This window comes from Clostridium sp. DSM 17811 (genome assembly GCF_018861905.1).
Classification (GTDB): Bacteria; Bacillota; Clostridia; order Clostridiales; family Clostridiaceae; genus Clostridium_AD; species Clostridium_AD frigoriphilum.
The window spans coordinates 24,853-50,019 of the sequence record NZ_JAHLDU010000001.1 but is presented as its reverse complement, the minus strand read 5'-3'; the positions used below and the strand labels follow the sequence as shown (position 1 = coordinate 50,019).

Below are 25,167 nucleotides of genomic sequence, written 5' to 3'. Positions count from 1 at the left end.
TAGAGTTCAAAATTCCGAAAAATACATGATAAGGTGGAAGAAAACAATGAAGAAAGCAATTTTAGTTGTAAGTTTTGGAACAACATATGAAGACACAAGAAAAGTAACTATTGATGTAATAGAAAATAAAATAAAAAATACCTTTGTAGATTATGATATAAGAAGAGCGTTTACTTCGCATGTTATTCTTAAGGTTCTTAAAAATAGAGATAATATTTATATAGATACACCAGAAGAAGCTTTGGAAAAACTAAAAAATGAAGGTTATAATGAGGTAATTGTTCAGCCTTTGCATGTTATTCCAGGAGCGGAATTTGATTATGTAAATAATGTAGTTAATAAATATAAAGAATGCAATGCATTTGACAATATTTTGGTAGGAAGACCACTTATATGTTTTAAGGGAGAAGAGGCTGGCGTGCCGGATGATTACACAATAATGGTGGACGCTTTATCAAATCAATTACCAAAAGATGACACAGTAATTTTAATGGGGCATGGCACAAATCATATTGCTAATGCTGTATATTGCTGCTTCGAAAGTGTTTTAAGGGATAGAGGATTTAAAAATGTTCATGTGGCTACAGTAGAGGGATATCCAACTTTGGATAGAGTAATACCAAATGTTATTGTTCAGGGAACTAAAGAGGTTATTCTGATGCCACTGCTTTTAGTTGCAGGCGATCATGTTAAAAATGATATGGTTGGAGAAAAGGAAGAGTCATGGAAAAATATTTTAGAAGCAGAGGGATTTAAAGTAAGAATATACCTACATGGATTAGGAGAAAATATTGCTGTACAAGATATTTATATACAACATATTAATGATGTAATTAATGAAAAATTTAAAAATGTAGGAAAAACACATAAGGGTATTTAAAATCATTTGTGACTACTTGTAGATGAAATTATAAGTACAGGGGGATCCCAAAAGGAGAAAGGAAGGTATTTATGATACATGGTGGAGATATTTATACTAATGGATTACTTGAGGGACGAGAACTAATAGATTATAGTTCTAATATAAATCCACTTGGCATTCCTAAAAGTTTTACTGACAATATTAGTTTTGCTGTAGATGCATTAACTAGATATCCAGATATTCAATATAGAAATGTATTAAAGGCACTCGGCAAATACAGTAGTTGCCCAGAGGAGTATTTTGTTTTAGGAAATGGGGCAGCAGAAATAATTGATTTAGTTATATCTTGCCTTAGAAGTGTACTAATTGTAGTACCTTCCTTTGTAGAGTATGAAATTGACGCTAAAAAGTGGGCTTGTAATATAGAATATTCTTTCTTAAAAGAGAATTTTAATGGGACTGTTTTGCTAAAGCATAAGTATGGGCAGCTCTCTTATGATTATGATGATATCCTTAATAAATTACGAAGTGTAGAAGGGGTAATCCTAGCTAATCCTAATAATCCTAATGGTAATATCATTGATAAAGCTAAGTTTAAAAAAATTCTTGATTATTGTGAGAGTAATAACAAAATCATAATAATAGATGAGGCTTTTATAGAATTTACGGGAGATGATTTTCACAGTTTTGCGCAGAGTGTTAAAACTTATAAATGTTTATTTGTAATAAGGGCTTTAACAAAATTTTTTGCAATGCCAGGCATAAGATTTGGGTATGGAGTTAGCAGTGATGCTAAATTAATAAAAAAAATTAAAGATAAACAAAATCCTTGGAATATAAACTGTTTTGCAGAAGTTGCAGTAATTAATGTGCTAAAGGATGTCGAGTATATTGAAAAAAGCAAACAATGGATAAGAGATGAAAGACCTATTTTCTTAAAAGCGTTAAATAGTATCTCATTTATAGATAAGGTCTTTTTAACCTATGGTAATTTTGTGTTATGTAAATTAAAAGAAGTAGATGCAGATGAGCTTTATAAACTATGTTTGGATCAAGGCTTTGTTATAAGAAAAGCAGACAATTTTAGGGGGCTGGACAAACAATTTATAAGGCTGGCTATTAAGGATGATGTCAGAAATGAAAAGTTGATTGTGTGTTTAAAAAAATTAGAACTTTAGGGAAGGGAAAACTTAAGGGACGGTTAACAACTAATTAAACTTAAGGATGAGTCAAAACTTGAGGGACAGTTAACAACTAATTGAACTTAAAGGTGAGTCAAAACTGAGGGATGGTTAACAACTAATTGAACTTAAGGATGAGTCAAAACTGAGGGACGGTTAACAACTAATTGAACTTAAGGATGAGTCAAAACTTGGGGGACGGTTAACAACTAATTGACCTTTAGGGTGAGTCAAAACTGAGGGACAGTTAACAACTAATTGACTTTAAGGGCCAGTCCATAAAAGGATGTGAGTGTAAATGAAGAGTATAGTTATAGCTTCAAATGCAAGTGGTGGTGGTAAAACCACAGTAACCCTTGGTATTATGAAAGTCTTAAAAAATAGGGGCTTCAATGTGCAGGGTTATAAAGTAGGGCCTGATTATATAGACTCGGCTTTTCATTCAAAAATAACGGGCCAAGATTCAAGAAATCTGGATTTATATCTTATGGGAGAGGCCGGAGTTAAGGCTAGCTTTTCTAGAGGTCACGGTGATTTAGGAGTAGTTGAAGGCGTAATGGGATTATATGATGGCAAAGGCATAGATACATCATATTCTACATATCATGTGTCTAAGGTTTTAGATTTACCTATTATACTTGTACTGTCTCCGAAAGCTCAGGTAGCGACCTTTTGTGCAGAAATAAATGGAATAGTTAATTTTAAAGAGGCAAATATACGTGGCATAATATTAAATAACATAACAGAGAGTTACTATAATTTGCTTAAATCGGCAATTGATAAAAATTGTAAAATAAAAGTTTTAGGGTATCTTCCTAAAGATGAGAGATTATCTTTGAAAAGTAGGCATTTAGGATTAATTCAAAGTAGTGAAATAGAGGATCTTGAGGAAAAAATTGAAGTTTGTGCAAAATTATTAGAAAAACATTTGGATATGAATCTATTATTAGAACAATTTAAGGAAAGTAAGAAATATGTAGATGATTTTCATGTTGAAAATAAGGGGAAAAGAATAGCTGTAGCCTATGATAAAGCTTTTAGCTTCTATTATAAAGAAAATTTAGAGCTTCTAGAGGAATTCGGAGAGGTTATATACTTTAGTCCACTTATTGATAATGAACTACCAAGCAATATTGATTTTCTTTATTTAGGTGGGGGGTACCCTGAGGTATTTATAAAGGAGTTATCTGAAAATACGTCTATGCTTTATAGCATTAAAAAAGCTCTAGATGGTGGACTACCCTGTTACGCTGAATGCGGGGGGTTAATGTACCTTACTTTAGGACAAAAAAAATTAGGTGAAGAACAAATAACATTTAAAACTGTTGGCTTTTTTGATGGGTATTATTCCTTAACCACAAAACTTCAGAATTTTGGATACGCAAATATTAAGGTAGAGCTAGAAAATACTATTTTGCCAAAAGATATGAGCATAAACTGCCATGAGTTTCATAAATCGTTTGTTGATTTACAAGAAGAAAAAATATTTAAACTTTCTAAAGACGTTTATGACGGAAGCAAGAAAAATTGGTTATGTGGATATATTAAAAAAAACACTATAGCGATATATGGACATGTACATTTTTTTGGAAATTTATTATGGTTTAGAAAAATTTTCAAATAGGTGAATTAAGTCAATTAATTGTTAACCGTCCCCAACTTTTGGGTCAATTAGTTGTTAACCGTCCCCATCTGATTCTAAAACAAAAGGAGATTAAAATATGGATTACATAAAAATTCCTATGGACATAGAAAAGAGAAGTTTTGAAATTATTGGACAAGAAATGGGAGAGCATAAATACTCACCTAGAGAACTTTCAATAATTAAAAGAGTAATACATACTACAGCAGATTTTGATTATAGAAATATATTATATATTCGAGATGGAGCAATAGATGCGGCTGTAGAGTTACTTAAAAAAGGAGTAACAATATATACTGATACAAAAATGGCATTAGCAGGTATAAATAAAAAAGCTCTTAAAGATTTAAATTGTAATGCCTTATGTTTTGTTAGTGATGAAAATGTGGCTGAAATTGCTAAAGCACGTCACATAACACGTTCTATGGCAGCGGTGGAGAAGGCAGTAGAAGATGGTGTTGAGTTCTTTATTTTTGGTAATGCACCTACAGCTTTATTTAGATTAAAGGAATTAATTGAGGAAGGAAAATGTAATGCAAAATTTATAATAGCGACACCTATTGGTTTTGTGGGAGCTGCAGAATCTAAAATAGAAATTGAAAAATTGGACATCCCAATGATTGTTGTTAGGGGAAGAAAAGGTGGAAGTACAGTGGCTGCATCTATATTAAATGCATTAATGTATATGATAGTAGATAGAGGTTAGCATGTAGTTTAAGAACTTTGTTTTAAAATTCTAAATTATTATAATAGGGGAGAGCAGATATCATATGAATTATCTAATACTCTGTATAATCGTACTTTACATTTCAATACTTACAAGTAAGATTGATTCATTGCAAAAACATATAACTCGCATGAATTCGAATATAATTAAGATCGCAAAGCAGGTTGGAATTCCAGAAGATCCTTTAAATGATGAGTTAAAAAGTATCATAGAAAAAGATGGGAAAATTAAGGCGATAAAAAAATGTAGAGAGGTTACTGGATTTGGATTAAAGGAAGCAAAAGATTATGTTGATAACCTAAAATAAAGGACAACCTTAGCAGGGGGTACATGATAATGCTTGATTTATATGTTAATTTTAATGGTAAAAAACTTAGGTGTGGATATACAACTGGATCTTGCGCTGCTGCGGCCGCAAAAGCAGCTACGCAAATATTGTTTTATGATACTGATATAGATGAGATAAAGATAGACACCCCAAAGGGTATAGAATTATTGCTTCCTATATATAAGGTAGTAAAAGGGGAAAACTTTGTTGAGTGTTGCATTATAAAAGATGGTGGAGATGATCCTGATGCAACTCACGGCATGGAAATCTGGTCAAGGGCTGAAAAATCAGATTCAGGATATACCTTAAAAGGTGGAAAAGGCGTTGGGATAGTTAGGGGAGAAGGATTATATGTACCTAGGGGTGAATGGGCGATTAACCCAGTTCCTAGAAAAATGATAGAAAAGGAAGTAAGGAAAGTGTTGCCAAAAGACACTGGGATTACAATAACTGTATTCGTACCCAAGGGGGAAGAGGTAGCCAAGAAAACATTTAATCCAAGGCTTGGAATTGAAGGTGGCATATCGATACTAGGAACAACAGGCATTGTAACACCAATGTCACAGGAAGCACTTACAGAATCTATTAATATAGAAATATCTCAAAAAATAGCGCAAGGGCATAAAAATCTCACTTTGGTTTTTGGTAACATGGGAGAAGATATGGCAACAAAGATAGGGCTTAAATCAGATAATATAGTAATGGTTTCAAACTATATAGGATTTGCTTTAAATAGTTGCATGGAAAAACATATAGAAAACATTTTGCTTATAGGACACATCGGAAAAGCATGCAAAATAGCAGCGGGATGTTTTCAAACTCATAGTAGGGTATGTGATGTGAGGTTAGAAGTAATAGCACTAGAACTAGCTTTAATAGGCGCTCCTACTGATATTGTAGCTAAGGTATATAAGGAAAAAACTACTGAGGGTGCAATAAAGTTATTAGAGGATGATTATAATGAAATATATATTAACATTGCAAATAAAGTAAAGAAAAGATTATTTCAGTATACTTACGAAACTATTCCAGCAGAAGTTATTATGTTTTCTATGAATAAAGGGATTTTGTGTGACACTAGGGAAAATAAGTAGGGACAGTTAACAATTAATGAGCATAATGCTTGTCCTAGCAAATAAGGAATCAAATGAGTAATCAATCAAATAAGTAGGGACAGTTAACAACTAATAAACATAATGCTTGTCCTAGCAAATAAGGAATCAAATGAGTAATCAATCAAATAAGTAGGGACGGTTAACAACTAATGAGCATAATGCTTGTCCTAGCGAATAAGGAATCAAATGAGTAATCAATCAAATAAGCAGGGACAGTTAACAACTAATGCATGAATAAATAGTGAAAGGTTGCAAAAAATATGGTTTATATAGTGGGTATTGGGCCTGGAAACCCAAAATATATTATTCCTTTGGCAATAGAGACTATGGAAAAGGTTGATGTAATCTTAGGGTTTGAAAGAGCTGTAGCGAGTATACCTAAAACTAAGGTTCAAAAGATAATAGTTAAAACATTAAAGAATATTATGGATTATATAACAAAAAATATTGATAAAGATATCGCAATAATAGCATCGGGTGATCCGTGCTTTTATGGTATAGTAAACTATATAAATAATAACTTTAAAGGTGAAACAGAGATAGTTCCAGGTATAAGTTCTTTTCAATATTTAATGTGTAAGCTCAAAAAACCATGGCAAAATGCTCATCTAGGCAGTATGCATGGTAGGCAAGAAGATTTTATAGAGATTGTGAAAAGTCATGAGATATCTGTGTGGCTTACTGATAAAAGTAATTCACCACAAGCTTTATGTAGAAAACTTTTTGATAATAATATTAAAGCTACGATTTATGTTGGCCTAGAATTATCTTATGCGGATGAAAAAATAATAAAAGGTACAGTTGAAGAAATTAAGGATAAAATTTTTGATGATCTTAGTGTGGTTGTCATAGAAAATATAAATTAATTAGCTACATGATAATATATTAAAGCACTGACTTATAATTAATTTGTTAGTGACGATTAAAAAGGTATGGCTAGAGACTATTTTACTGGAGATGGAGGGCTTATAATGGCAAAATTATATGGGGTAGGGGTAGGACCTGGAGATAAGGAACTGCTTACGATAAAGGCAATAAAAACTATTGGGAAATGTGATGTTATAGTAGTTCCGAGTGCTATGAATGGTGGGAAAAGCATAGCCCATGAAATAGCAGAGGAGTATATTAACAAGGACTCAGAAGTGTTAGTTAAACATTTTCCTATGGGTGGAGCAGAGCAGGAAGCGAAGATTTATGAAGCTTTTAAGTCTATTGAAGAGAAATTAAAAGCTGGAAAAGATGTAGCTTTCTTAACTATAGGAGATCCATTTGTATATAGCACATATATATATCTTTTAAATTATATTAAGGAAAGTGGATACGAAGTTGAGACAATTCCAGGTATAACCTCATTTTGTGCTTGCGCAAGCATTGCTAATGAATATTTAGTAATTGGGAACGAACCGCTTTTAATACTTCCAGCATCAAGGCTTGATACTATAAAGGATGAAAAATTTCTAGTAATTATGAAGGTTTATAAAATCGAAGAAGAAGTTTTAGATTGCCTAGAAGCAAAGGGTTATAAATATGTATATGTTAAAAGAGCTGGTAGAGAGGGACAAGAAGTCCTTCGATGTCGCGAAGATATATTAAAAAATAAAGAATATATGAGTTTAATAATTGCGAAGAAAGAATAAAGGTAGGGACAGTTAACAACTAATCTTTAAGAAAGAGTAAAGGCGGGGACAGTTAAGAACTAATCCTCAAAACAATAGGCGGGGACAGGTAATAATTAATCAGAGCAAAAGGTAGGGACAGTTAATAATTATTCTAAAAGGAGAGGTGAATTTAATGGTTTATTTTATTGGTGCAGGCCCAGGTGATGTGGATTTAATTACAGTTAAGGGAAGAAATATATTATCGACTGCAGATGTAGTTATTTATGCGGGATCGCTTGTAAGTGCAGAGCATATCACATTTTGCAAAAAAGATGTAGTAGTTCACAATTCAGCTTCCATGACTCTCGAGGATGTTATCGATGTTATGAAAAAAGCAGATAGAGAGAATAAAAGCATAGTAAGACTTCATACCGGGGACCCAGCTATATATGGAGCAATAAAAGAGCAGATGGATGAGTTAGATAAATTAAATATAGATTATTCTATTGTGCCAGGGGTAAGCTCCTTCTCAGCAGCAGCATCTGTTATCAAAAAAGAATTTACGCTACCAAGTGTAACTCAAACCCTTATTCTTACAAGGGTTGAGGGCAGAACTCCAGTGCCAGAAACTGAGGATTTAGAAAAGCTTGCTTCTGTTGGGGCGTCAATGGCCATTTTCTTATCTATAAGTATGATAGATAAAGTTGTCGCAAAACTTAAGGCAGGTTATGGAAGAAATGTTCCAATAGCTGTTATTGAGAGAGCTACATGGGCAGATGAAAGAGCTATTATTGGAACTTTGGATGATATAGCAGATAAAGTAAAAGAAGCTAAAATAACAAAATGTGCTCAAATTCTTGTAGGTGATTTCATAGATTGTGAATATGAGAAGAGCCTATTATACGATAAGACATTTACACATATGTTCCGTGAAGGAAAAAAATAGGGAGTGAAGGAGAAGATAAATTGGGAAAATTATATGTAATTGGAATAGGCCCGGGTGGACTTCCACATATGACAATAAGAGCAATGGACGCCATAAAAGAAAGCGATATAATTGTAGGTTATAACAAATATATAGATATGATAAAACCTCTACTCGCTGGCAAAGAAATATTCTCAACAGGCATGAAGGGTGAGGAAGAGAGATGCAAAAAAGCGTTAGAACTTAGCCATGATAAGATAGTCAGCGTAGTAAGTACTGGTGATTCTGGAATTTATGGAATGGCAGGATTAATTCTTCAGCTAAGAGTGGATGAAGAAGTTGAGGTTATTCCAGGGGTTACGGCCTCATCTGCAGCAGCGTCGGTACTTGGTGCACCATTAATGCATGATAACTGTAATATTAGTTTAAGTGACTTAATGACCCCCTACGAATTAATTCAAAATAGAGTAAATCTAGCCGCAGAAGGTGATTTTGTTATATCGTTGTACAATCCTAAAAGCAAAGGGAGACCTCATTATTTAAGAGAGTGTATAAATATAATAAAAATGCACAGAGACGGAACTACTCCAATAGCTGTAGTTAAAAATGCACTTCGAGATGGACAAGTAGTAAGTATCTCAACACTAGATACTTTTGACGATAACATAGCTGATATGTTATCAATTGTTATAATTGGTAACAGTCAAAGTTATGTAAAAGATGGTAAATTTATAACACCAAGAGGATATAACGTTTAGAATAACAGAGGAAGGTGAGGGATGTATTAGAGGGACGGTTAACAACTAATAAGTTTTTAGCATAACAATAAATAGGGGAAAGTTATTAACTGTCCCCGCTTTTGTCTGCTTTTTTCGCTTTTAACCACCGCTTTATCCGTGATTTTAGGCATCATAAACACTACTTAGTTGTTAACCGTCCCCACTATTTTTCCTTGTTTTCCCACGAACACTATTAAGGGTGACAGGAGTGAATGATGATGATAGGTTTAATTGTAGGTACTTCAGAGGGGAAAAATATTCTCTCAGGGTTAAATAAATTTACAGAGAATATTTTCATATCAACAGCTACAGCATATGGTGCAGAGCTTTTGAAGGATTATAAATATAAAGTTTTTAATGAAAAACCATTAGATTTAGTTGGGCTTATGGAAGTTATAAAAGAGAATGATATAAAAATTCTAATTGATGCATCTCATCCATATGCGCTAGAAATTACAGAAAATGCAATTGAAGCTTGTAGAGTCTATGGAGTACAATATGTTAGATATGAGAGACCACCGCTTCTTAAGAAGTTTAAGGATAATAAAAATGTTGTTATGGTGGAAGATTATGAGAGTCTATATGAGCATCTTAAAACGATAGATGGAACTATCCTTAATACCACAGGTAGCAGAAATATAGGTAAAATTCTAGATTTTAATTTAAAGAATAGGGTGATACATAGGGTGTTGCCATCAATTAAAGTATTAGTAGAGATGTTAGACTTAGGTGTTGGGGTTGAGGATATAGTGGCAATGAAGGGACCAGTGGGATATGAACTGAATTGCGGCTTTATTAATGAATATAGGGCCAAAGCCATACTTATGAAGGATAGCGGAGTTCAAGGTGGGACCTACGATAAAATAAAAGCTGCTATAGATAATAATATAATGGCATTTATAATTGGAAGAAAACCTATGGAGTATTCAAAAGTATTTTATAGTGAGATAGAAGTTGTAAAATATGTTTCTGGTTTAATGGAAGTAACTGAATAAAATTTGGTTTCTTTATGAGCAAAAAATGATTAACATAAACTTATACGTATAGATTAGATACTCTTAAAAAAGTATTTGATCTATACGTATTTTTTTATATGCTTTTTTCATGAAAATAGGGTGACAAATGAGCAAAATTATATGTTAAGTTGTCTTAAATAATCTCGATAATAAGAATAATGGTTTATTAGAGCATGCGAATAAATATCTTGTATTTTTTTACAAATTTTATATAAAACAATATAAAAATGCAACTAAATTACAATTGCAAGCGTTATATGAGTGTAAACAATTGAAAAAGTTTATAATTTTTTAACTTATGAAGAAGATTTTAATATTAATGTTTTATTGGGGTATTAAGTAAAGAATAACAAAATTAGAGCATAGAAGATGGGGGTATATATTAATGAATAAGAGAATTACGAGTTCAATTATTGCTGCTTTAATGATAGCAGGTTCAACATCCATTACGACATTTGCAGCAATGGGAAGTGGTAGTGTTGTTATAGGTAACAAAGCTTTTGACTTAAAGTATGCTAATGATCAGGCAAATGCTAATGAGATTGCTAGTGCAATAATAGCTGGCGGAGAGGTTTATATTAAAGATTTTGAGGGAAATTGGAAAAGTAATATTTCAGAATCAATAATTAATGCAAATATTATACCAGCTGTAACTTATAAAAATGATGATGGGACATCTAATTTTGATGTTGGAGATAAAGACCATGTGGATATAATAACAGTTCAATCTGTTAGTTCTATTGCTGATAAAAATGTAATATACGGGGGAACAGCTGCAAATGTTGGACTACCAACAACAGTAACACTTAAATTAAGTGATAATACAACTAAAGACGTAAGCGTTACTTGGACAAGCTCTACTTATGATGGGACTAAAACAGCAACATACATATTTACTGGTGCTTATGCACTTCCAAGTGGCGTAACTGGAACAAAACCATCAATAAAAGTTAATGTTGTAGTTGGTGTAAAACCTAATGCAGCTGATATAGCTTCTGCTAAAGCAGTAGATACTAAAATAATAGCATTGCCAGCATTAAGTGCTTTAACATTAGCAAATAAAACAGGCGTAGTAGCAGTTAGAAATGCTTATGCATCAATAACTAGTGCACAAAAGCTTTTAGTTACAAAACTTAGTACACTAGTAGCAGCAGAAGGTAAAATAGCTGATCTTCAAGCAAACGCAGATGAAAAAATAGCAGAAGTTGCGGAAGAAGCAGCAGTAAGCATTGCTGAGAAATCAAAAATGAATGTCGATGTTACTAAAGCAAATGGACTTATACAAGCAGTTAAAAATGCTGCAAAACAAGCAGAATTTAGTGAGAGAATATCTAACATTAATATATTAGATGAAATAGTATCAAAGGGAAATAATACATTTAAATTAACACCATATGATGTTTCATTAGATGATTTTATTAACGAAGAAATGGGAAATACTCCAGCAGCTAGTATTGGTGGCAAGTGGCTTTATGCGGCAATAAAAGGTGGAAAACTTGGGTATACATTAGAAGGTAACAATACATGGGTAAATTCTCCAACGAATTATAATAGCATTAAAAGTCAACTTACAAGCAATATAAACCCAATAAATTTAGGAAATGATCCAGTTAAAGTTTATCAATTTGTAGAACTTAATTATTCTGATTGTGTAAGTGCTGATACATTAAACACAATGTTTGGAGAGAATAATGCATTAAGTGGAAAAGGTCAAGTATTTATTGATGCAGCACAAAAATCTGATGTAAATCCCCTATACTTAGCAGGTCATTCAATACTAGAAACAGGACATGGTACTTCACTTTTGGCAAATGGTGGTACAAAAAAAGTTACTGGCGAGTATACTTATGGTATGCCTGTATATAATTTGTTTGGAATTGGTGCAATTGATAGTGATGCGAATGCAGCGGGGACAAGCACAGCATACAAAAATGCCTGGACAGATATAGACTCTGCGATATATGGAGGAGCAGCATTTATTTCAGGAAAATATATAAGCAAAGGCCAAAATACGATTTATAAAATGAGATGGAATAATTTAGATGTTAATCATCAATATGCAACAGATGTTAGTTGGGCAAATAGTCAAACAAAAATTATTAAACAATATTTTGACTTATGTCCTGAGGCTAAGTTAACATTTGATATTCCAGTTTATAAGTAAGACAAGCATTAGTTGTTAACCGTCCCCACGGTTAAGGATTTAAAACAAGGGATAGTTATTAACTGTCCCTCATATTTAAGGGTTTAAGACAAGCATTAGTTGTTAACCGTCCCCCACATTTTAGTGATTGTATATATTTATGTTTATTGGACAAACTAATATATAAATGATTACATATGTATCAGTATTGATACACATAAATTATAGTGATATAATGATGATAATATTTAATGTAGGAGGGGTTAGTTTGGACAAGATAGCGCTTATAACAGACACTACAAGCGATTTGAGAAGTGACTTAATAGAGAAATACAGCATTAATGTATTGCCCTTTAGGATTATCTATTCTGATAGAGAGTATTTGGATAATGTGGATATAACGCCACAGGATGTTTATGATAATATGAAGATAGAAGTACCTACATCCTCATTGCCATCAATGAAGGATATGGAGGAATTATTTTTAAGATTAGAAGAAGAGGGTTACACTCATGCGATAGCAATAACTTTATCTACTGGTTTATCTGGTATATATAATGCGATGAAACTTACAAGTGAGAATCACCCAAGTATTATCACTCACGTATGTGATTCACAATCCATAGCACTTGGTGAGGGATTAATAGTTACAGAGTGTGGAAAGCTTATACAAGAAGGTAAGAGTTTTGAGGAAGTAGTTAAAGCTATTCCATCTATTAAAAAAAGAATCCATCTATACTTTTTAGTAGGTACTCTAGAATACTTAAAAAAGGGTGGAAGAATAGGGAAAGTTGCAGGAACAATAGCTGAGCTTTTAAATATCAAACCTATAATTTCACTAGATGAGGATGGTAAGTATTGTACCGTCGAAAAGGTACGAGGTAGAAAACAGTCTCTTAATAAACTTATAGAACTTACAAATAAAATTTTGGATGAGAAGAAATGTAGGGTTTATATGTTGCATGGTGATGCAATGGATGAGACAAAACAAGTAATGGAGAAAATAGGCAAACATCCAAATGCTATTTCCACAGAATTTGTAGGATATATAAGTCCTGTATCAGGTGTTCATAGTGGACCAGGTTTGGTAGGAATGGTTTGCATAGAGGAACCTTAGATAAAAAGGAAAAAGAAGCAGTGGGTCAAGTATTCACAAAAGGATTACTACCTTTGTATGTGTTATATACTCTAAGCCTCGGAGAAACTAATGGAAATGATATATCTCATAAAATAGGCGAGAGAACAAATGGTCATTGGATTCCTAGTACAGGCGGAATATATCCTCTTTTAAAAAAACTGGAAAAAGATAAACTAGTAGTTGGAGAGTGGAACGAATCTAAAAAAGCACAAAAAATTTACAAAATCACAGAGCAAGGTAGATTAGAATTAGAAAATAAAAAATACTTACTACGTGATAAGATTGAAGAAGCTCTAGAAGTATTTAAAATAATTTATAATGATTTGTATAATTAAAATATTAAAGGTTGTAGGTGAATTATAATAGGTTCATCTGCAACCTTTTTAATACAAAAAAATATGATTAAGAAAGAAAATAAAAAATAGTGAGTGATATAAAAGGTATTCAAAAGTTAGCATACATCTACAATGTTAATGTAATAGCAGATAAAATGCTAATTGTTAATTTGCTGTTGTATTTTAAGTAAAATTAGCATACAATAATAACAACATTATACGGAGGTGATTCTATGCCAAATATAAAGCCAATATCAGATCTAAGAAATTATAATGAGGTTTTAAAGGATTGCCAAAATGGTGAACCTGTGTTCCTTACTAAAAATGGAAGAGGTAAATATGTTGTTGTTGATATAGAAGAGTATGAGAGACAACAAACCATTATGAAGCTTCTTACAAAATTAAATGAAGCTGAAGAAGTTATTAAAACAGGAGACGAATGGCAGACATTAAATGATTTGAAAAATAGCGTGGGGGTTTAGAAATGATAGTTAATATTAGAATTAACCCTTTAGCTACAACTGATTTGAAGGAAATAAAAAAATATATATCTGAAGATAGTATTGAAGCAGGAATAAAAACGGTTAAAGATATTATTGATAAAATTGAAACCTTAGCGGATTACCCAGAGATGGGAGTTATGTTAATGTACAAAATAAGACTTAAGAGTAAGTACCGATATATTATTTCTGGTCAGTATATTATTTTTTATATTTATGAGCAGAGTGTAGTATCAATTCAACGAATTTTACATGGTAAGAGAGATTATATGTCATTATTAAATGACCATGAATAGCATCAAGCTGGCAGGTTACAACAAAATATATTTTATAGAGTATAACAAAGTATCATATATATAAGAAAGCTTAAAGTTTGAATTAACACAAGGAAAGCCCGTACAATACATTAACTGTATTGTACGGGCTTTCTTTAACTTATAAACATGCCACTTGCCACGTGGGTGGCACTATGTTTCTTCAGGTGAACTCAAACCTGCAGCTTTTTTACTCTTTTTTCTTATATTATAATATATTTTGTTCTAATTTATATAAAATTTGAAGGAAATCTGTAGTATAAGTAGAATAGTAGAATATAATGGCGGGTTAAAAAAGGGGGAAATTCAAAGATGAAGACAAAATTTAAAATTAAGTTAAGAGGTAAAATTTTAGGCATATTTATTTCACTTTTAGTATTATTGAGTATACTTGTTCTTATAATAGTTTATACAGAAATGAAATCATTGGCTTTCAAAGATATTAATGGGTCGTTAAACTCATCGAGTGATATAGGATATTCCTTATTGTCAGAAAAATATCCAGGAGAATGGAAATTAGAAGGAGACAAATTATATAAGGGTGATAAAATCATAAATGGTGACACTGATTTTGTTGATATTGTTAAAAAAGGTACAGGCAACCTTGCCACAATATTTTCAGGGGACACAAGAATATCAACTAATGTCCTACAAGCAGATGGTACAAGAGCAATAGGAACAAAGGTCTCTGATAAAGTGGCGAATATAGTACTGAAAAGTGGACAAGTGTACGTTGGCGAAGCTACAATTCTTAATGAATTATATCAAGCAAAATACGTTCCTATTAAGGATGGTACAGGTAAGGTAGTTGGTATTTGGTTTGTAGGTGTTAGCAAGGCAAGTATTAATAATAATATTACTAGTTTAATGTTAAAAATCTTAATGATAAATATTGTGATTTTAATATTGTCGATTATTCTTGTAGTTGTTTTTGTAAACACACTTAAGAAAAATATAAATATAATTTCTACGTCTTTAAATTCAGTTGCGAAGGGTAACTTAGAAGGCACGTGTATAGTAAAATCTAAAGATGAATTTGGTGAAATTGCGGATTACGTTAATGCTATGATCCTAAATCTTAAAGAAATTGTTCAAAAACTTCAAGATAGTTCTAAAATGGTAGACTCTTCCTCTTCTAATTTATTGGGCATTTCCACCGAAATGAGTTCTGTGTCAGAAAATATAGCAAATTCTATTCAAGAAGTTGCTGGTGGTACGGGTAATCAAGCCAGTGATATGATGAGCATTACTTCCTTATTAAATAGTTTTGGAGATGAAATAGAATTAATTGCTTTGAAAATTAGCAATGTAAATCAATCTTCTGGTTATATAAATACAATGGCAAGTGAAAGTAGTGAAGGAATGGAATCGTTAATAAGCTCAATTAAAAAAGTTAAGGATGCTTTTGACGATTTTACCACAAGGTTTAATCTTTTAGGGGTTAATTTAAATAAGGTTAATGAGATAACAGATTATATAAAGGGCATTTCCGAGCAAACAAATTTATTGGCATTGAATGCTGCTATAGAAGCAGCTAGAGCTGGTGAAGCCGGTAGGGGATTTTCTGTTGTAGCTGATGAGATTAGAAAGCTTGCAGAACAATCAAAGGAATCATCCGAGAGCATAAATGGACTTATTAATACTATTTCTAATGAAAATAAGATTATTACTAGTTCTACAGATATAATGTTATCAGAAATAAGTAATCAAGTTATAGTTATTAACTCCGCAACTGATTCTTTTAGAGGAATATTAGTCGCTGTGAGTGACGTAATTCCTAAAATTGTGGAAGTCAATGACTCAATTTCAACTATAAATAAAGATAAAAATATTATTATTGATAAGATAGAGTCGAGCTCTGCAATTGCAGAAGAAATATCTGCTTCTGCGCAGGAAATTGCGGCTGCGTCAGAGCAATTAAATGCTTCATCCCAGGAGGTTGCGGCTACCGCACATATATTAAATTCAATGACTGGAGAAATACTTGATATAGGTAATAAATTCAAGTTATAAAAGGAGAAAACTATAAGGAGATGATTTCCGTCAAATACGGAAATCATCTCCTTATCTTTTATAAATTTAGAACTTGCCACGCCACGTGGCAGTGGAACTATAGTTTCAGTTTCATGTCACCCTCTTTTATAAGCCCTTTCTTTCTCATAATTTCTGAGAAAAGTAGGGTTAGAGCAGCAGGGGCTATAAAATGTAATAATAATATTTTTAAGACTATAATATATGTTGGTGCGCTTCCTTCCATAGCGGCAAGGGTTCCAAATTGACCGACAAAGCCACTTGTACCCATACCTGCACCTATGGAATTATTTTTCATAGCAAAAACAGTGGTAGATAAGGGGCCGAGTATTGCACCGGCAAGTGTTGGAGGTATCCAAATTAGAGGCCGGCGCAATATGTTAGGTAATTGAAGCTTTGAGGTACCAAGGCCCTGAGCTATTAAACCACCTGTCTTATTTTCTCTAAAACTTGCCACTGCAAAACCTATCATTTGAGCACTACAACCCACAGTTGCAGCTCCGGCTGCAAGTCCAGACATGTTTAATGAGATTGCAATTGCAGCACTACTAATAGGCGATGAAAGTGTCATGCCCATTAAAGTAGCTACAGCGATACCCATAGGAATAGGCATAAGAGTAGTTGCAGAGTTTATTACTGAACCTAAATGCGTCATAAAAGCTGAAATAAAAGGGCCTACGAATTTACCTGCTATACTTCCAGCAACAATAGTAACAATTGGAACTATAAGAATATCAAGTTTTGTTTTACCAGCAACTAGGTTCCCGAGTTCTGCACCTATAAGGGCTGCAACGAATGCCCCAACTGGACCGCCACCCATATACATATATCCGAAAGCACCAGTTGCAGCGGAGGAGAACATTGTAAGTGGAGTAACTTTTAAGCCCCAAGCTACAGCTACGCCTATGGTACAACCAACTACAGGGGATTTAGATGAAATGATTTCTGTAAACTCTTTAAGGAAGGTGAGTCCAGGTATCTTTGATAATTGACTTAAAATTAGTCCGATAATTAATGATGCAAATAAACCTAAGGCCATTGCGCTAAGCGCGTCGATAAAGTCTCTTTTAAAGATTTTCTTCGCAAATAGTTTGAATTTTTCCATGATTTCCCCCTAATAAAATACAAAATTTAATGTGGATGGATATGAAATATATTTTTGTAGCATTAATATAGATTGTGTTAGTATTACCATAAATAATTATAATATATCTACATAAAGGTATACTATCATAGATGTATACCTTTGTATATATACTTGTGTATATACAGATATAACTGATGCTTGCCACGTGGGTGGCACTTATGTTAAATAAAAATAACATATAAATCTAGACTCTTAACTGTAAAATATTATATCATATGGTATAATGTTATATGTAATGAAATGTCAAAAATTTACTTAAGGGGGGAATTTAAATGCATAAAAAGAATCATCAAAAATTACTTAGTTTAGTAATAACATTAACATTAGTCCTATTTAATTTTAATGGGCTTTTGGGAGCCCGAAATGTAAAGGCAGATCCCATAATAACATCAACGGCAGAGACGGTAACAACAACAGGATCAAAATCAACAGCGGTAACAGCAACTACAAATAAAATATTTGATATAGTAGATATTACAGATTTTCATGGTCAACTTTTAGATTCAACTAATAAAAAACCCGTAGGCGCAGCATTGTCTAAAATAGTTAAAGACGTAAAAGCTACAAATCCTGATAGAACACTCGTCATTGGAGGAGGAGATTTGTACCAAGGAACTCCAGTATCTAATGTGCTTCGTGGACTTCCTGTTCAAAAGGTGTTTTCAGACATGGGAATGGAAGTTACGGCCCTTGGTAACCATGAATTTGATTGGGGACTTGATGCTATAGATAAAACAATGATTGGCGCAAGTTACAGTATTGTTTGTGCTAATATGTACAAAAAAGGCACAAGTGAGAGACCTTATGCACCATACAAGATAATTACTAAAGACGGAGTTCGGATAGCAGTAATAGGAGCAATACTTCAAGATGCCCCAAATATAATTATGCCATCAAGAGTAGCTCCTTATGATTTTAAGGATGTAGCTACAGAAACTAATAAGGAAGCTAAAAGTATAAGAGATAATGGCTTGGCAGATATTGTATTATTAGATGTCCATGATGGTGGTGAATCACTTAATGCTACAGTTAATAAATTACATGGAGTAGATGCAGTATTTGGTGGACATACACATACTATTGGGGATGTTGTAAACAAGGATGCTGATAATAAGGATGTTCCTACATTAACAGCATCATCAGTGGGTAAAGGTTATATTGATTTGAAAATCACTGTAGGGAATGATAAAAAAATCATAGCTTTCTCACCAAAAGGTACAAATTGGAATCCGATTACGGTAACGGAAACTTCCGCAATAGACCTTACAGCTAAGAAGATTGTTGATGATGCAAGTGCAGCATTATTACCAACATTTAATGAAGTGATTGGAAAGGATGATACTGCTTTAACTAAAGATCAAGTTGATTCACCTTATGGCGAGTCACAACTTGGGAATTGGATGGCAGACGTTGTGAAAAACTACTCAAAATCGAAAGCAGAAGTGGGAATAGTAAATAACGGAGGTATAAGATTAAGCCCAATTGCACAGGGGAATGTAACTGTTGGAACAATATTTAATATTATGCCTTTTGATAACACTATTTGTACTACGACAATGACCGGAGCACAGCTTAAATATATATTTGAGCAAGCGGTTAAAACTGATGGAGTAGGTATACAAATTTCTGGAGTTAAATTCACCTATGATTCTTCAAAACAATCATACGTATCAGCTAAAGTAGCGACTGATGGAACGATTTCACCAGAAGTATTAGGAAAAAGGGTACAAAACATAGTGAGAGAAAGTGACGGCAGTATTGTAAAAGATACAGATATAATTAAAGTCAATGCACCTGATTTCGTAGCAACAGGTGGAGACAGCTTTACTGGATTCGTGAATCCTACTATAAAAGCTACTTTAGTAGATTCTCATTACACAGTTCGAGATGCTTTAAATGATGATGTTCGTGCTAATGGCAAAATTTCAGCCATAATGAACAATAGAATAGATAATGTAATTAGTAAAATATCAATAATAGGAACATCAGATGTACATGGAGCAATATACCCACTAGATTATAATACAGGACTTGCGGCAAATGTAGGACTTGCGAAGGTTTCAACATATGTTAAAAGTGTCAGGGCTATTAATCCAAATACAATGTTAATAGATGCTGGCGATACAATTCAAGGAACACCTCTATCATATTATTATGACATGATAGATACTACATCTGAGTATCCAATGATGAAGGTAATGGGAGCTATGGGATATGACACATGGACACTTGGTAACCATGAATTTAACTATGGGTTAACAACTCTTAATAGAATTATAGGCGATGCAAATAAAGAAAAGATAGCAGTATTATCAGCTAACACTTATAAATCGGATGATTCAAATTATGTTAAGCCTTATATAATGAAGTCATTCACTGTAAATGGTAAAACAACAAAAGTCGCAGTACTAGGACTTACTACTAAAACTATAGCAAGTTGGGAAGATCCAACTCATTATGCAGGTCTTCACTTTAACGACTTGGTAATAGAGGCACAAAAATGGGTTCCAATAATAAAAGCAGCTGGAGCAGATGTTGTAATAGCATCAATTCATAGTGGAATAAAGGGAGCCAGCGATACAATTCCAGAGAATCAAACAGATGCGGTAGCACAGCAAGTATCAGGAATTGATGCAATTCTTTGTGGACACACGCATACTGGTAAAACTTATTCATTTACAAATCCAGAGGGAAAAGTAATACCTGTAGTTGAACCAAAGAATGGTGATGGAATCTTTAGTCAGATAGATCTTAATATTGACGCTAAGGGTAATTATGTAGGGGTAGATGCATATGATGTTACCATGCCTGCGACTACAACTCCTGATCCTAAAATACTTGCAATCGCAAAGCCATACCAAGATGCTACACTTAAATATACAAATACAGTGATAGGAAAATCAACAGCATTATATGAAGGAGAAAAACAATTAACGGAGCCTTCAACAATAATGGAACTTGTAAATAAAGTGCAAGCAAATGCAGCAGGTACATCGCTTTCAATAGCAGCGCCATTAAGCTTATCTGCAAAAGTACCAAAGGGCGATGTTAAAAGGCAAGATATTATGGGAGTTTATGTTTTTGAAAACTACTTGTTTGGATTAAAAATGACGGGTAGCCAGCTTAAAGATTGGCTTGAATGGTCAGTAAGATATTATGCACAAGTAGCAAAATCCACTGATCCAATAGTAAAAGACTCAGTACTTAATATTGCAGATTATAATCTTGACCAATTATATGGAGCAACGTATGATATTGACTTAACACAAAAAGCTTGCACCGTAGATTCAAAAGGAAAAGTAACCAGTGGTAGTAGAATAAAAAATTTAAAAATTAATGGAGTACTAGTTAAGGATTCGCAGGTTTTAAAGGTAGCGGTTAACAATTATAGATATAATGGTGGCGGTGGGTTTATGGCAGCTGCTGGATTTACACCTGGAAGTAAAGCTACAATAGACGCGACTTTCTATGATTCAGCAAAAGTACTAGGAGATGATGGACAGATTAGAAACATTATGTTCAAATACGTTCAAGATAAAGGGACGATAACACCTACTTTATCAAATAATTGGAAAATATCAACAACTAAGGTTCAGCAAGATGCTTCAACTAATATTATTGATGTACCAACAGCAATAAAACTAGTACCATCAAAAAATAGTATTAGTATTAGCTGGGATAAAGTAACCGGGGCAAATGGGTATGGGGTTTACAGAGCAACAGCAAGTGCCGGTCCATACGTATTAATATCAGCTCCAAAGATTACAAAGTATAATAGTATTGGTCTTACTTCAAATAAAAACTATTACTATAGTATAAGATCATATAAGATAGTAAAAGGAGTTAAGGTATATAGTGCTTATTCAGATTTAATAAGAGTAAAATCTCTAGCATCATAATAAAATAATCCGACATGCCACTTGCCACGTGGGTGGCACTAGGTAGCACCAAAAAAGACAAGCGAATATTCGCTTGTCTTTTTGGTTAGTCTTCCCTAAAATCTAAATAAGAACTACCGTCTAGTGGAATCAAAGCTTGAAGGCCTGGGTGACCGCCTGCAAGTCCTATAGCATATACAGTATAAAAACGTTGAGATTTTAATCTTACGTTTGGGACATATAAAGCAATAGTTTGAGTACCTGTAGGTCTAACTTCTAATGTATAGGTTCCAGGTGGAACTTCTATATAATCAGTAGATTCTTTGTATTTAACGTTCTTAAAAAGAATTTTACCATCCGGGAGAGTCACATCAACAGCTCCTGCATTGGGTGATAAGTGAGCAAATTTAATATAAGCATTATTAGAAGGATTATTAACTTTAGGTTCTAAAACTAAGAGCAAATCAATGTTTGGCAAAGTCCCAATTGCTGCGACCGTATAAATCTTTTCTTTCGGGATAAAAATATTCTTATTAAGTACAGGTGTGATTTTAGTGCCAGCAGGATACAATTTTATATTGTAATCACCGGATATAACCTCCACATAATCTGTAAAAGTACCATACGTAAGATTTCTGAACTTTAATATATCATTAATATACACATCAACAGCGGGGGAATTAGGGGAAGAATGAAGAACTCTGATATACGAATTCATGGTCGCAACCCTATATAGAGAGTTATCCCTATAAAAAAGGTTATCTCTATATAAAGAATACGGATCATTATAATTTTTTGGACAATAAAACATAAAAGGCTCCCTTCAAACATTTTTACTATACTAATATATGAAGCAATATCATATAAGGTTACTAAATTGTTAAATAGCCACTTAAAGTATTATTTCATAGTTTAACAAAAAACTTTTAAGAAAGTGCAACTATATTACAAGGAGAACCGTTATACAGTGTGGAAAGATTAAAAATACAGCAGAGATAAAACTTACACGTAAGTAAAACCTACACGGAAGTAAAACTTACGAGTGATGGGAGGCAATTATATGAATAATAAAATTACAAGTTCAGTTGACACTGATTTAATGATGGCGAAAGCTACAACATTAGCAACGGTTGATGCATTGCCAAATGGTACGGTTGTAATAGGAAACAAGGCTTTTGATTTAGCTTATGCTAATGACGCAAACAATGAGGAAGAAATTTCTAAAATGATAGTCGCAGGCGGAGCAGTTTATGTTAAAGATTATGATGGAAATTGGATAGAAAATGTTACAGGAGAGATTATCAATGTGAGTGCTATACCAGCTGTAGTTTACAAGAATGAGGGTAAGGTAATTAATTTTGAGAAGGCAAATAAAAACCAAAATGAAGTATCTAAAGAAAAAGTAGAAAATAAGTTGTAATAAATCATGAATACTATAATAAACATATAAAAGCGCTTATATCAAGTAAGTTATCTATATTAAATAAAGAATATATTCTAGTTTATATGTTTAAGTTTTATATAATATTAAAAAGAATTTTGAAAAGTGCAACTAAAGTAGAGGGACAAGCGTTATATAAGTGAAAAGAATGTAAAAAGATATCAACCAATCTAAATTATAAATGAGTTATTTATACTAAATTTATTTATAAAATTTAAATAATGTAAAATAACTCTTAAAACTTGCAACTAAAATATAACCATAAACGTTATATAAGTGTAACCAATGAAAATACATGAATTATATGAAAACACATGAATAATATGAAAATTTATGAAATGTGTGAAGAAATATGAAATATGTGAAGAATAAAGTAAACATGTTAAATTTAATTTAACATATTGAGATTTAACCAAAAGTGTTATATAATATAAATATCGTAAATTTTGTGTAAATAGGTTCAAATTATCAGAATATTATACTGCATTCGATGTTTTGATAAGAAATTAGAAATTCAAGAAAATGGTTACATGCAAATTAAAGTCTTTAATTACTATGTTACTTTAAAACAAATTTAGGTTGTTTTATAGTAACAAAAAAAATAGCTCCCTAGGGGGTGTAGTTAAAGAAGAACAAATTGTATTCTTTATAAAAAGACTACAATAATAATTAGGTTTTTATTTTCAAAATTATAAAAACATATAACAATATGGGAGGGGACAAAATACATGATAAAGATTAAAAAAATACTAAGTATGTCTTTAGTAGCATTATTTGTAACAGTTGGATCTTTAACAAATGTTACAGCAAACGCAGCAACAGTAGCAACACCAACAATTAACTACGCAGGTATAGAACATTCACCACTAGTGGTTGGGGACACTGAAACATTTACAGTAACTGCTGCAAAATTTTCAGGAGATGTTCAATACAGAGCATTTATTGGAAACGAAGCTGGTAAATGGACTGAGCTAACAACTGGATACACAGCTGCAGTAAATTCTAAAACACCTTATGTGTTACCAGCATCAAAAGCATTAACATTAGGAAAATATAAAGTTTCAATATGGGTTAAAACAGCAGGAAAAACTGGAGTTAAATCAAATGCAACTGGTAACTTTGATAGTTATTATGTAGCAGGACTTAATTGCGTAAGCAAAGATGATAACAACAGAGTATATACAAATGGAGCAGCAGACGTTGCAGTTACTGGCTTAACAGCTAAATTCAACGGAATAAGCCAAATAGGCGGAATCGCTGGACCATACCTTTATCAATTATTCGCAATGGATACAGCAACAGGAACATGGTTAAACGGACCAGCAGATTATTCTGCAACTCCTTCAATGACATTTAAAACACCAGGAACTTATATGCTTATTGCACATGTTAACACAGCAAAATCAACAACATGGGCTAAAAAAGGATATGAAGGCTGGAAAACAGTAATGGTAAAAGTAACAAATTCATCAACAACAATATTTGATACTACAATCAAAGCAGCAACATTTGGAGCAGTTGGAAACGTAACTATGACAGCTGATGGCCTTAAAGCTTTCCCAAAAGCTACACAATATCAAATAGTTACTGGTACAAGCAACTTAACAGCTAAATCAGCATTAGGAACAGCTACAACAGTATTCCCAGCTAAAGTTGCAGGAGATGCAGTAACAGTTAAATTACTTGATGCAAGTAACAATGAAATTAAAGCAATAGATGTAAAATTAGGACAATCTGGAACAATTGATGTTGCACCTGTAGTAGTAGTACCAGGAACAGCAACAATTTCAGCTACAGTAAAATCTGCAACCTTTGGAGCAGTAATAACTGCTACTTCAAGTCAAGCAGGAGCAACTCAATACCAAGTATTTAGTGGTGCAAGTAAATTATCAACAATAGCTAATTTAGGAGCGTCTACTACATTATTCCCAGCTAAATCAGTTGGAGATACAGTTACAATTAAATTAACAAATGCAGCTGGAACAATAGTTGGAACAAGTGATGTAGTTTTAACAGCAGCAAACTAATAACTTTCAAAAGGAATTAACCCTTAATTAAAATTAATTA

22 protein-coding genes are annotated in these 25,167 nt (G+C 32.8%); 20 read left to right on the top strand and 2 right to left on the bottom strand.

What is annotated here, in order from left to right; all coding sequences use genetic code 11:
• Nucleotides 1–46 precede the first annotated feature (46 nt).
• From KPL44_RS00200 to KPL44_RS00120, 17 genes are all read left to right on the top strand, one after another.
• The gene (locus KPL44_RS00200) at nucleotides 47–880 is read left to right on the top strand and encodes a sirohydrochlorin cobaltochelatase (RefSeq protein ID WP_216246342.1); all 834 of its coding nucleotides are present in this window, start codon (nucleotides 47–49) and stop codon (nucleotides 878–880) included.
• A gap of 71 nt (nucleotides 881–951) precedes the next feature.
• Nucleotides 952–2,040, top strand: a complete 1,089-nt coding sequence (locus tag KPL44_RS00195; RefSeq protein ID WP_216246340.1) for a pyridoxal phosphate-dependent aminotransferase — start codon at nucleotides 952–954, stop codon at nucleotides 2,038–2,040.
• A 301-nt stretch (nucleotides 2,041–2,341) separates the two neighbouring features.
• Nucleotides 2,342–3,667: a cobyrinate a,c-diamide synthase gene (locus KPL44_RS00190; RefSeq protein ID WP_216246338.1), complete on the top strand. Its 1,326-nt coding sequence runs from the start codon at nucleotides 2,342–2,344 to the stop codon at nucleotides 3,665–3,667.
• Nucleotides 3,668–3,764: 97 nt separating this feature from the next.
• The gene (locus KPL44_RS00185) at nucleotides 3,765–4,391 is read left to right on the top strand and encodes a precorrin-8X methylmutase (protein WP_216246336.1); all 627 of its coding nucleotides are present in this window, start codon (nucleotides 3,765–3,767) and stop codon (nucleotides 4,389–4,391) included.
• A gap of 64 nt (nucleotides 4,392–4,455) precedes the next feature.
• Nucleotides 4,456–4,719: a ribosomal protein L7/L12 gene (locus KPL44_RS00180; RefSeq protein WP_216246334.1), complete on the top strand. Its 264-nt coding sequence runs from the start codon at nucleotides 4,456–4,458 to the stop codon at nucleotides 4,717–4,719.
• A gap of 29 nt (nucleotides 4,720–4,748) precedes the next feature.
• Entirely contained in the window at nucleotides 4,749–5,834 is a 1,086-nt protein-coding gene (gene cbiD / locus KPL44_RS00175) for a cobalt-precorrin-5B (C(1))-methyltransferase CbiD (protein ID WP_216246332.1), read from the top strand.
• A gap of 281 nt (nucleotides 5,835–6,115) precedes the next feature.
• Nucleotides 6,116–6,721 carry a precorrin-6y C5,15-methyltransferase (decarboxylating) subunit CbiE gene (gene cbiE / locus KPL44_RS00170; RefSeq protein ID WP_216246330.1) on the top strand — a complete coding sequence of 202 codons (606 nt, stop codon included), beginning with the start codon at nucleotides 6,116–6,118 and terminating at the stop codon, nucleotides 6,719–6,721.
• A 105-nt stretch (nucleotides 6,722–6,826) separates the two neighbouring features.
• Entirely contained in the window at nucleotides 6,827–7,492 is a 666-nt protein-coding gene (locus KPL44_RS00165; protein ID WP_071614265.1) for a cobalt-factor II C(20)-methyltransferase, read from the top strand.
• A gap of 154 nt (nucleotides 7,493–7,646) precedes the next feature.
• Nucleotides 7,647–8,399 (top strand): precorrin-4 C(11)-methyltransferase, encoded by a 753-nt coding sequence (gene cobM / locus KPL44_RS00160; RefSeq protein ID WP_216246327.1) that lies wholly within the window; start codon nucleotides 7,647–7,649, stop codon nucleotides 8,397–8,399.
• A 20-nt stretch (nucleotides 8,400–8,419) separates the two neighbouring features.
• Nucleotides 8,420–9,136 (top strand): precorrin-3B C(17)-methyltransferase, encoded by a 717-nt coding sequence (gene cobJ, locus KPL44_RS00155; RefSeq protein WP_216246325.1) that lies wholly within the window; start codon nucleotides 8,420–8,422, stop codon nucleotides 9,134–9,136.
• Between the two features lie 233 nt (nucleotides 9,137–9,369).
• Complete coding sequence (locus tag KPL44_RS00150) at nucleotides 9,370–10,152, top strand: cobalt-precorrin-6A reductase (protein WP_367302933.1); 783 nt, start codon at nucleotides 9,370–9,372, stop codon at nucleotides 10,150–10,152.
• A 406-nt stretch (nucleotides 10,153–10,558) separates the two neighbouring features.
• Nucleotides 10,559–12,337: a glucosaminidase domain-containing protein gene (locus tag KPL44_RS00145; protein ID WP_216246323.1), complete on the top strand. Its 1,779-nt coding sequence runs from the start codon at nucleotides 10,559–10,561 to the stop codon at nucleotides 12,335–12,337.
• Between the two features lie 247 nt (nucleotides 12,338–12,584).
• Nucleotides 12,585–13,433 carry a DegV family protein gene (locus KPL44_RS00140; RefSeq protein WP_216246322.1) on the top strand — a complete coding sequence of 283 codons (849 nt, stop codon included), beginning with the start codon at nucleotides 12,585–12,587 and terminating at the stop codon, nucleotides 13,431–13,433.
• On the top strand, nucleotides 13,415–13,789 hold the full coding sequence (locus KPL44_RS00135; RefSeq protein ID WP_216246320.1) for a PadR family transcriptional regulator: 375 nt from the start codon (nucleotides 13,415–13,417) through the stop codon (nucleotides 13,787–13,789). Before KPL44_RS00140 ends, KPL44_RS00135 begins: the two co-directional genes overlap by 19 nt.
• Before the next feature lie 233 nt (nucleotides 13,790–14,022).
• Complete coding sequence (locus KPL44_RS00130) at nucleotides 14,023–14,271, top strand: type II toxin-antitoxin system prevent-host-death family antitoxin (protein WP_216246318.1); 249 nt, start codon at nucleotides 14,023–14,025, stop codon at nucleotides 14,269–14,271.
• A 2-nt stretch (nucleotides 14,272–14,273) separates the two neighbouring features.
• Entirely contained in the window at nucleotides 14,274–14,585 is a 312-nt protein-coding gene (locus tag KPL44_RS00125; RefSeq protein ID WP_216246316.1) for a type II toxin-antitoxin system RelE/ParE family toxin, read from the top strand.
• 330 nt (nucleotides 14,586–14,915) lie between these two features.
• Nucleotides 14,916–16,616: a methyl-accepting chemotaxis protein gene (locus KPL44_RS00120; RefSeq protein ID WP_216246314.1), complete on the top strand. Its 1,701-nt coding sequence runs from the start codon at nucleotides 14,916–14,918 to the stop codon at nucleotides 16,614–16,616.
• A gap of 97 nt (nucleotides 16,617–16,713) precedes the next feature.
• Here KPL44_RS00120 and KPL44_RS00115 read toward each other — a convergent pair whose 3' ends face one another.
• Nucleotides 16,714–17,739 carry a PTS transporter subunit IIC gene (locus tag KPL44_RS00115; RefSeq protein ID WP_216246311.1) on the bottom strand — a complete coding sequence of 342 codons (1,026 nt, stop codon included), beginning with the start codon at nucleotides 17,737–17,739 and terminating at the stop codon, nucleotides 16,714–16,716.
• Between the two features lie 314 nt (nucleotides 17,740–18,053).
• Here KPL44_RS00115 and KPL44_RS00110 point away from each other — a divergent pair, with 314 nt between their 5' ends.
• Nucleotides 18,054–21,680, top strand: coding sequence for a 5'-nucleotidase C-terminal domain-containing protein (locus tag KPL44_RS00110; protein WP_216246309.1), 3,627 nt, complete (start codon nucleotides 18,054–18,056; stop codon nucleotides 21,678–21,680).
• Nucleotides 21,681–21,765: 85 nt separating this feature from the next.
• Here KPL44_RS00110 and KPL44_RS00105 read toward each other — a convergent pair whose 3' ends face one another.
• Nucleotides 21,766–22,470, bottom strand: a complete 705-nt coding sequence (locus tag KPL44_RS00105) for a DUF4397 domain-containing protein (protein ID WP_253201563.1) — start codon at nucleotides 22,468–22,470, stop codon at nucleotides 21,766–21,768.
• Nucleotides 22,471–22,719: 249 nt separating this feature from the next.
• Between KPL44_RS00105 and KPL44_RS00100 the strand changes: the two genes are divergently transcribed.
• Entirely contained in the window at nucleotides 22,720–23,079 is a 360-nt protein-coding gene (locus KPL44_RS00100) for a hypothetical protein (RefSeq protein ID WP_216246307.1), read from the top strand.
• 749 nt (nucleotides 23,080–23,828) lie between these two features.
• Nucleotides 23,829–25,127 (top strand): hypothetical protein, encoded by a 1,299-nt coding sequence (locus KPL44_RS00095; protein ID WP_216246306.1) that lies wholly within the window; start codon nucleotides 23,829–23,831, stop codon nucleotides 25,125–25,127.
• Nucleotides 25,128–25,167 lie beyond the last annotated feature (40 nt).

Bases quoted from the DNA above. Each gene is read 5' to 3' on its own strand.
- KPL44_RS00200 (WP_216246342.1), top strand. From the start codon at position 47: ATGAAGAAAGCAATTTTAGTTGTAAGTTTTGGAACAACATATGAAGAC.
- KPL44_RS00195 (WP_216246340.1), top strand. From the start codon at position 952: ATGATACATGGTGGAGATATTTATACTAATGGATTACTTGAGGGACGA.
- KPL44_RS00190 (WP_216246338.1), top strand. From the start codon at position 2,342: ATGAAGAGTATAGTTATAGCTTCAAATGCAAGTGGTGGTGGTAAAACC.
- KPL44_RS00185 (WP_216246336.1), top strand. From the start codon at position 3,765: ATGGATTACATAAAAATTCCTATGGACATAGAAAAGAGAAGTTTTGAA.
- KPL44_RS00180 (WP_216246334.1), top strand. From the start codon at position 4,456: ATGAATTATCTAATACTCTGTATAATCGTACTTTACATTTCAATACTT.
- cbiD (WP_216246332.1), top strand. From the start codon at position 4,749: ATGCTTGATTTATATGTTAATTTTAATGGTAAAAAACTTAGGTGTGGA.
- cbiE (WP_216246330.1), top strand. From the start codon at position 6,116: ATGGTTTATATAGTGGGTATTGGGCCTGGAAACCCAAAATATATTATT.
- KPL44_RS00165 (WP_071614265.1), top strand. From the start codon at position 6,827: ATGGCAAAATTATATGGGGTAGGGGTAGGACCTGGAGATAAGGAACTG.
- cobM (WP_216246327.1), top strand. From the start codon at position 7,647: ATGGTTTATTTTATTGGTGCAGGCCCAGGTGATGTGGATTTAATTACA.
- KPL44_RS00150 (WP_367302933.1), top strand. From the start codon at position 9,370: ATGATGATGATAGGTTTAATTGTAGGTACTTCAGAGGGGAAAAATATT.
- KPL44_RS00145 (WP_216246323.1), top strand. From the start codon at position 10,559: ATGAATAAGAGAATTACGAGTTCAATTATTGCTGCTTTAATGATAGCA.
- KPL44_RS00130 (WP_216246318.1), top strand. From the start codon at position 14,023: ATGCCAAATATAAAGCCAATATCAGATCTAAGAAATTATAATGAGGTT.
- KPL44_RS00125 (WP_216246316.1), top strand. From the start codon at position 14,274: ATGATAGTTAATATTAGAATTAACCCTTTAGCTACAACTGATTTGAAG.
- KPL44_RS00120 (WP_216246314.1), top strand. From the start codon at position 14,916: ATGAAGACAAAATTTAAAATTAAGTTAAGAGGTAAAATTTTAGGCATA.
- KPL44_RS00115 (WP_216246311.1), bottom strand. From the start codon at position 17,739: ATGGAAAAATTCAAACTATTTGCGAAGAAAATCTTTAAAAGAGACTTT.
- KPL44_RS00110 (WP_216246309.1), top strand. From the start codon at position 18,054: ATGCATAAAAAGAATCATCAAAAATTACTTAGTTTAGTAATAACATTA.
- KPL44_RS00105 (WP_253201563.1), bottom strand. From the start codon at position 22,470: ATGTTTTATTGTCCAAAAAATTATAATGATCCGTATTCTTTATATAGA.
- KPL44_RS00100 (WP_216246307.1), top strand. From the start codon at position 22,720: ATGAATAATAAAATTACAAGTTCAGTTGACACTGATTTAATGATGGCG.
- KPL44_RS00095 (WP_216246306.1), top strand. From the start codon at position 23,829: ATGATAAAGATTAAAAAAATACTAAGTATGTCTTTAGTAGCATTATTT.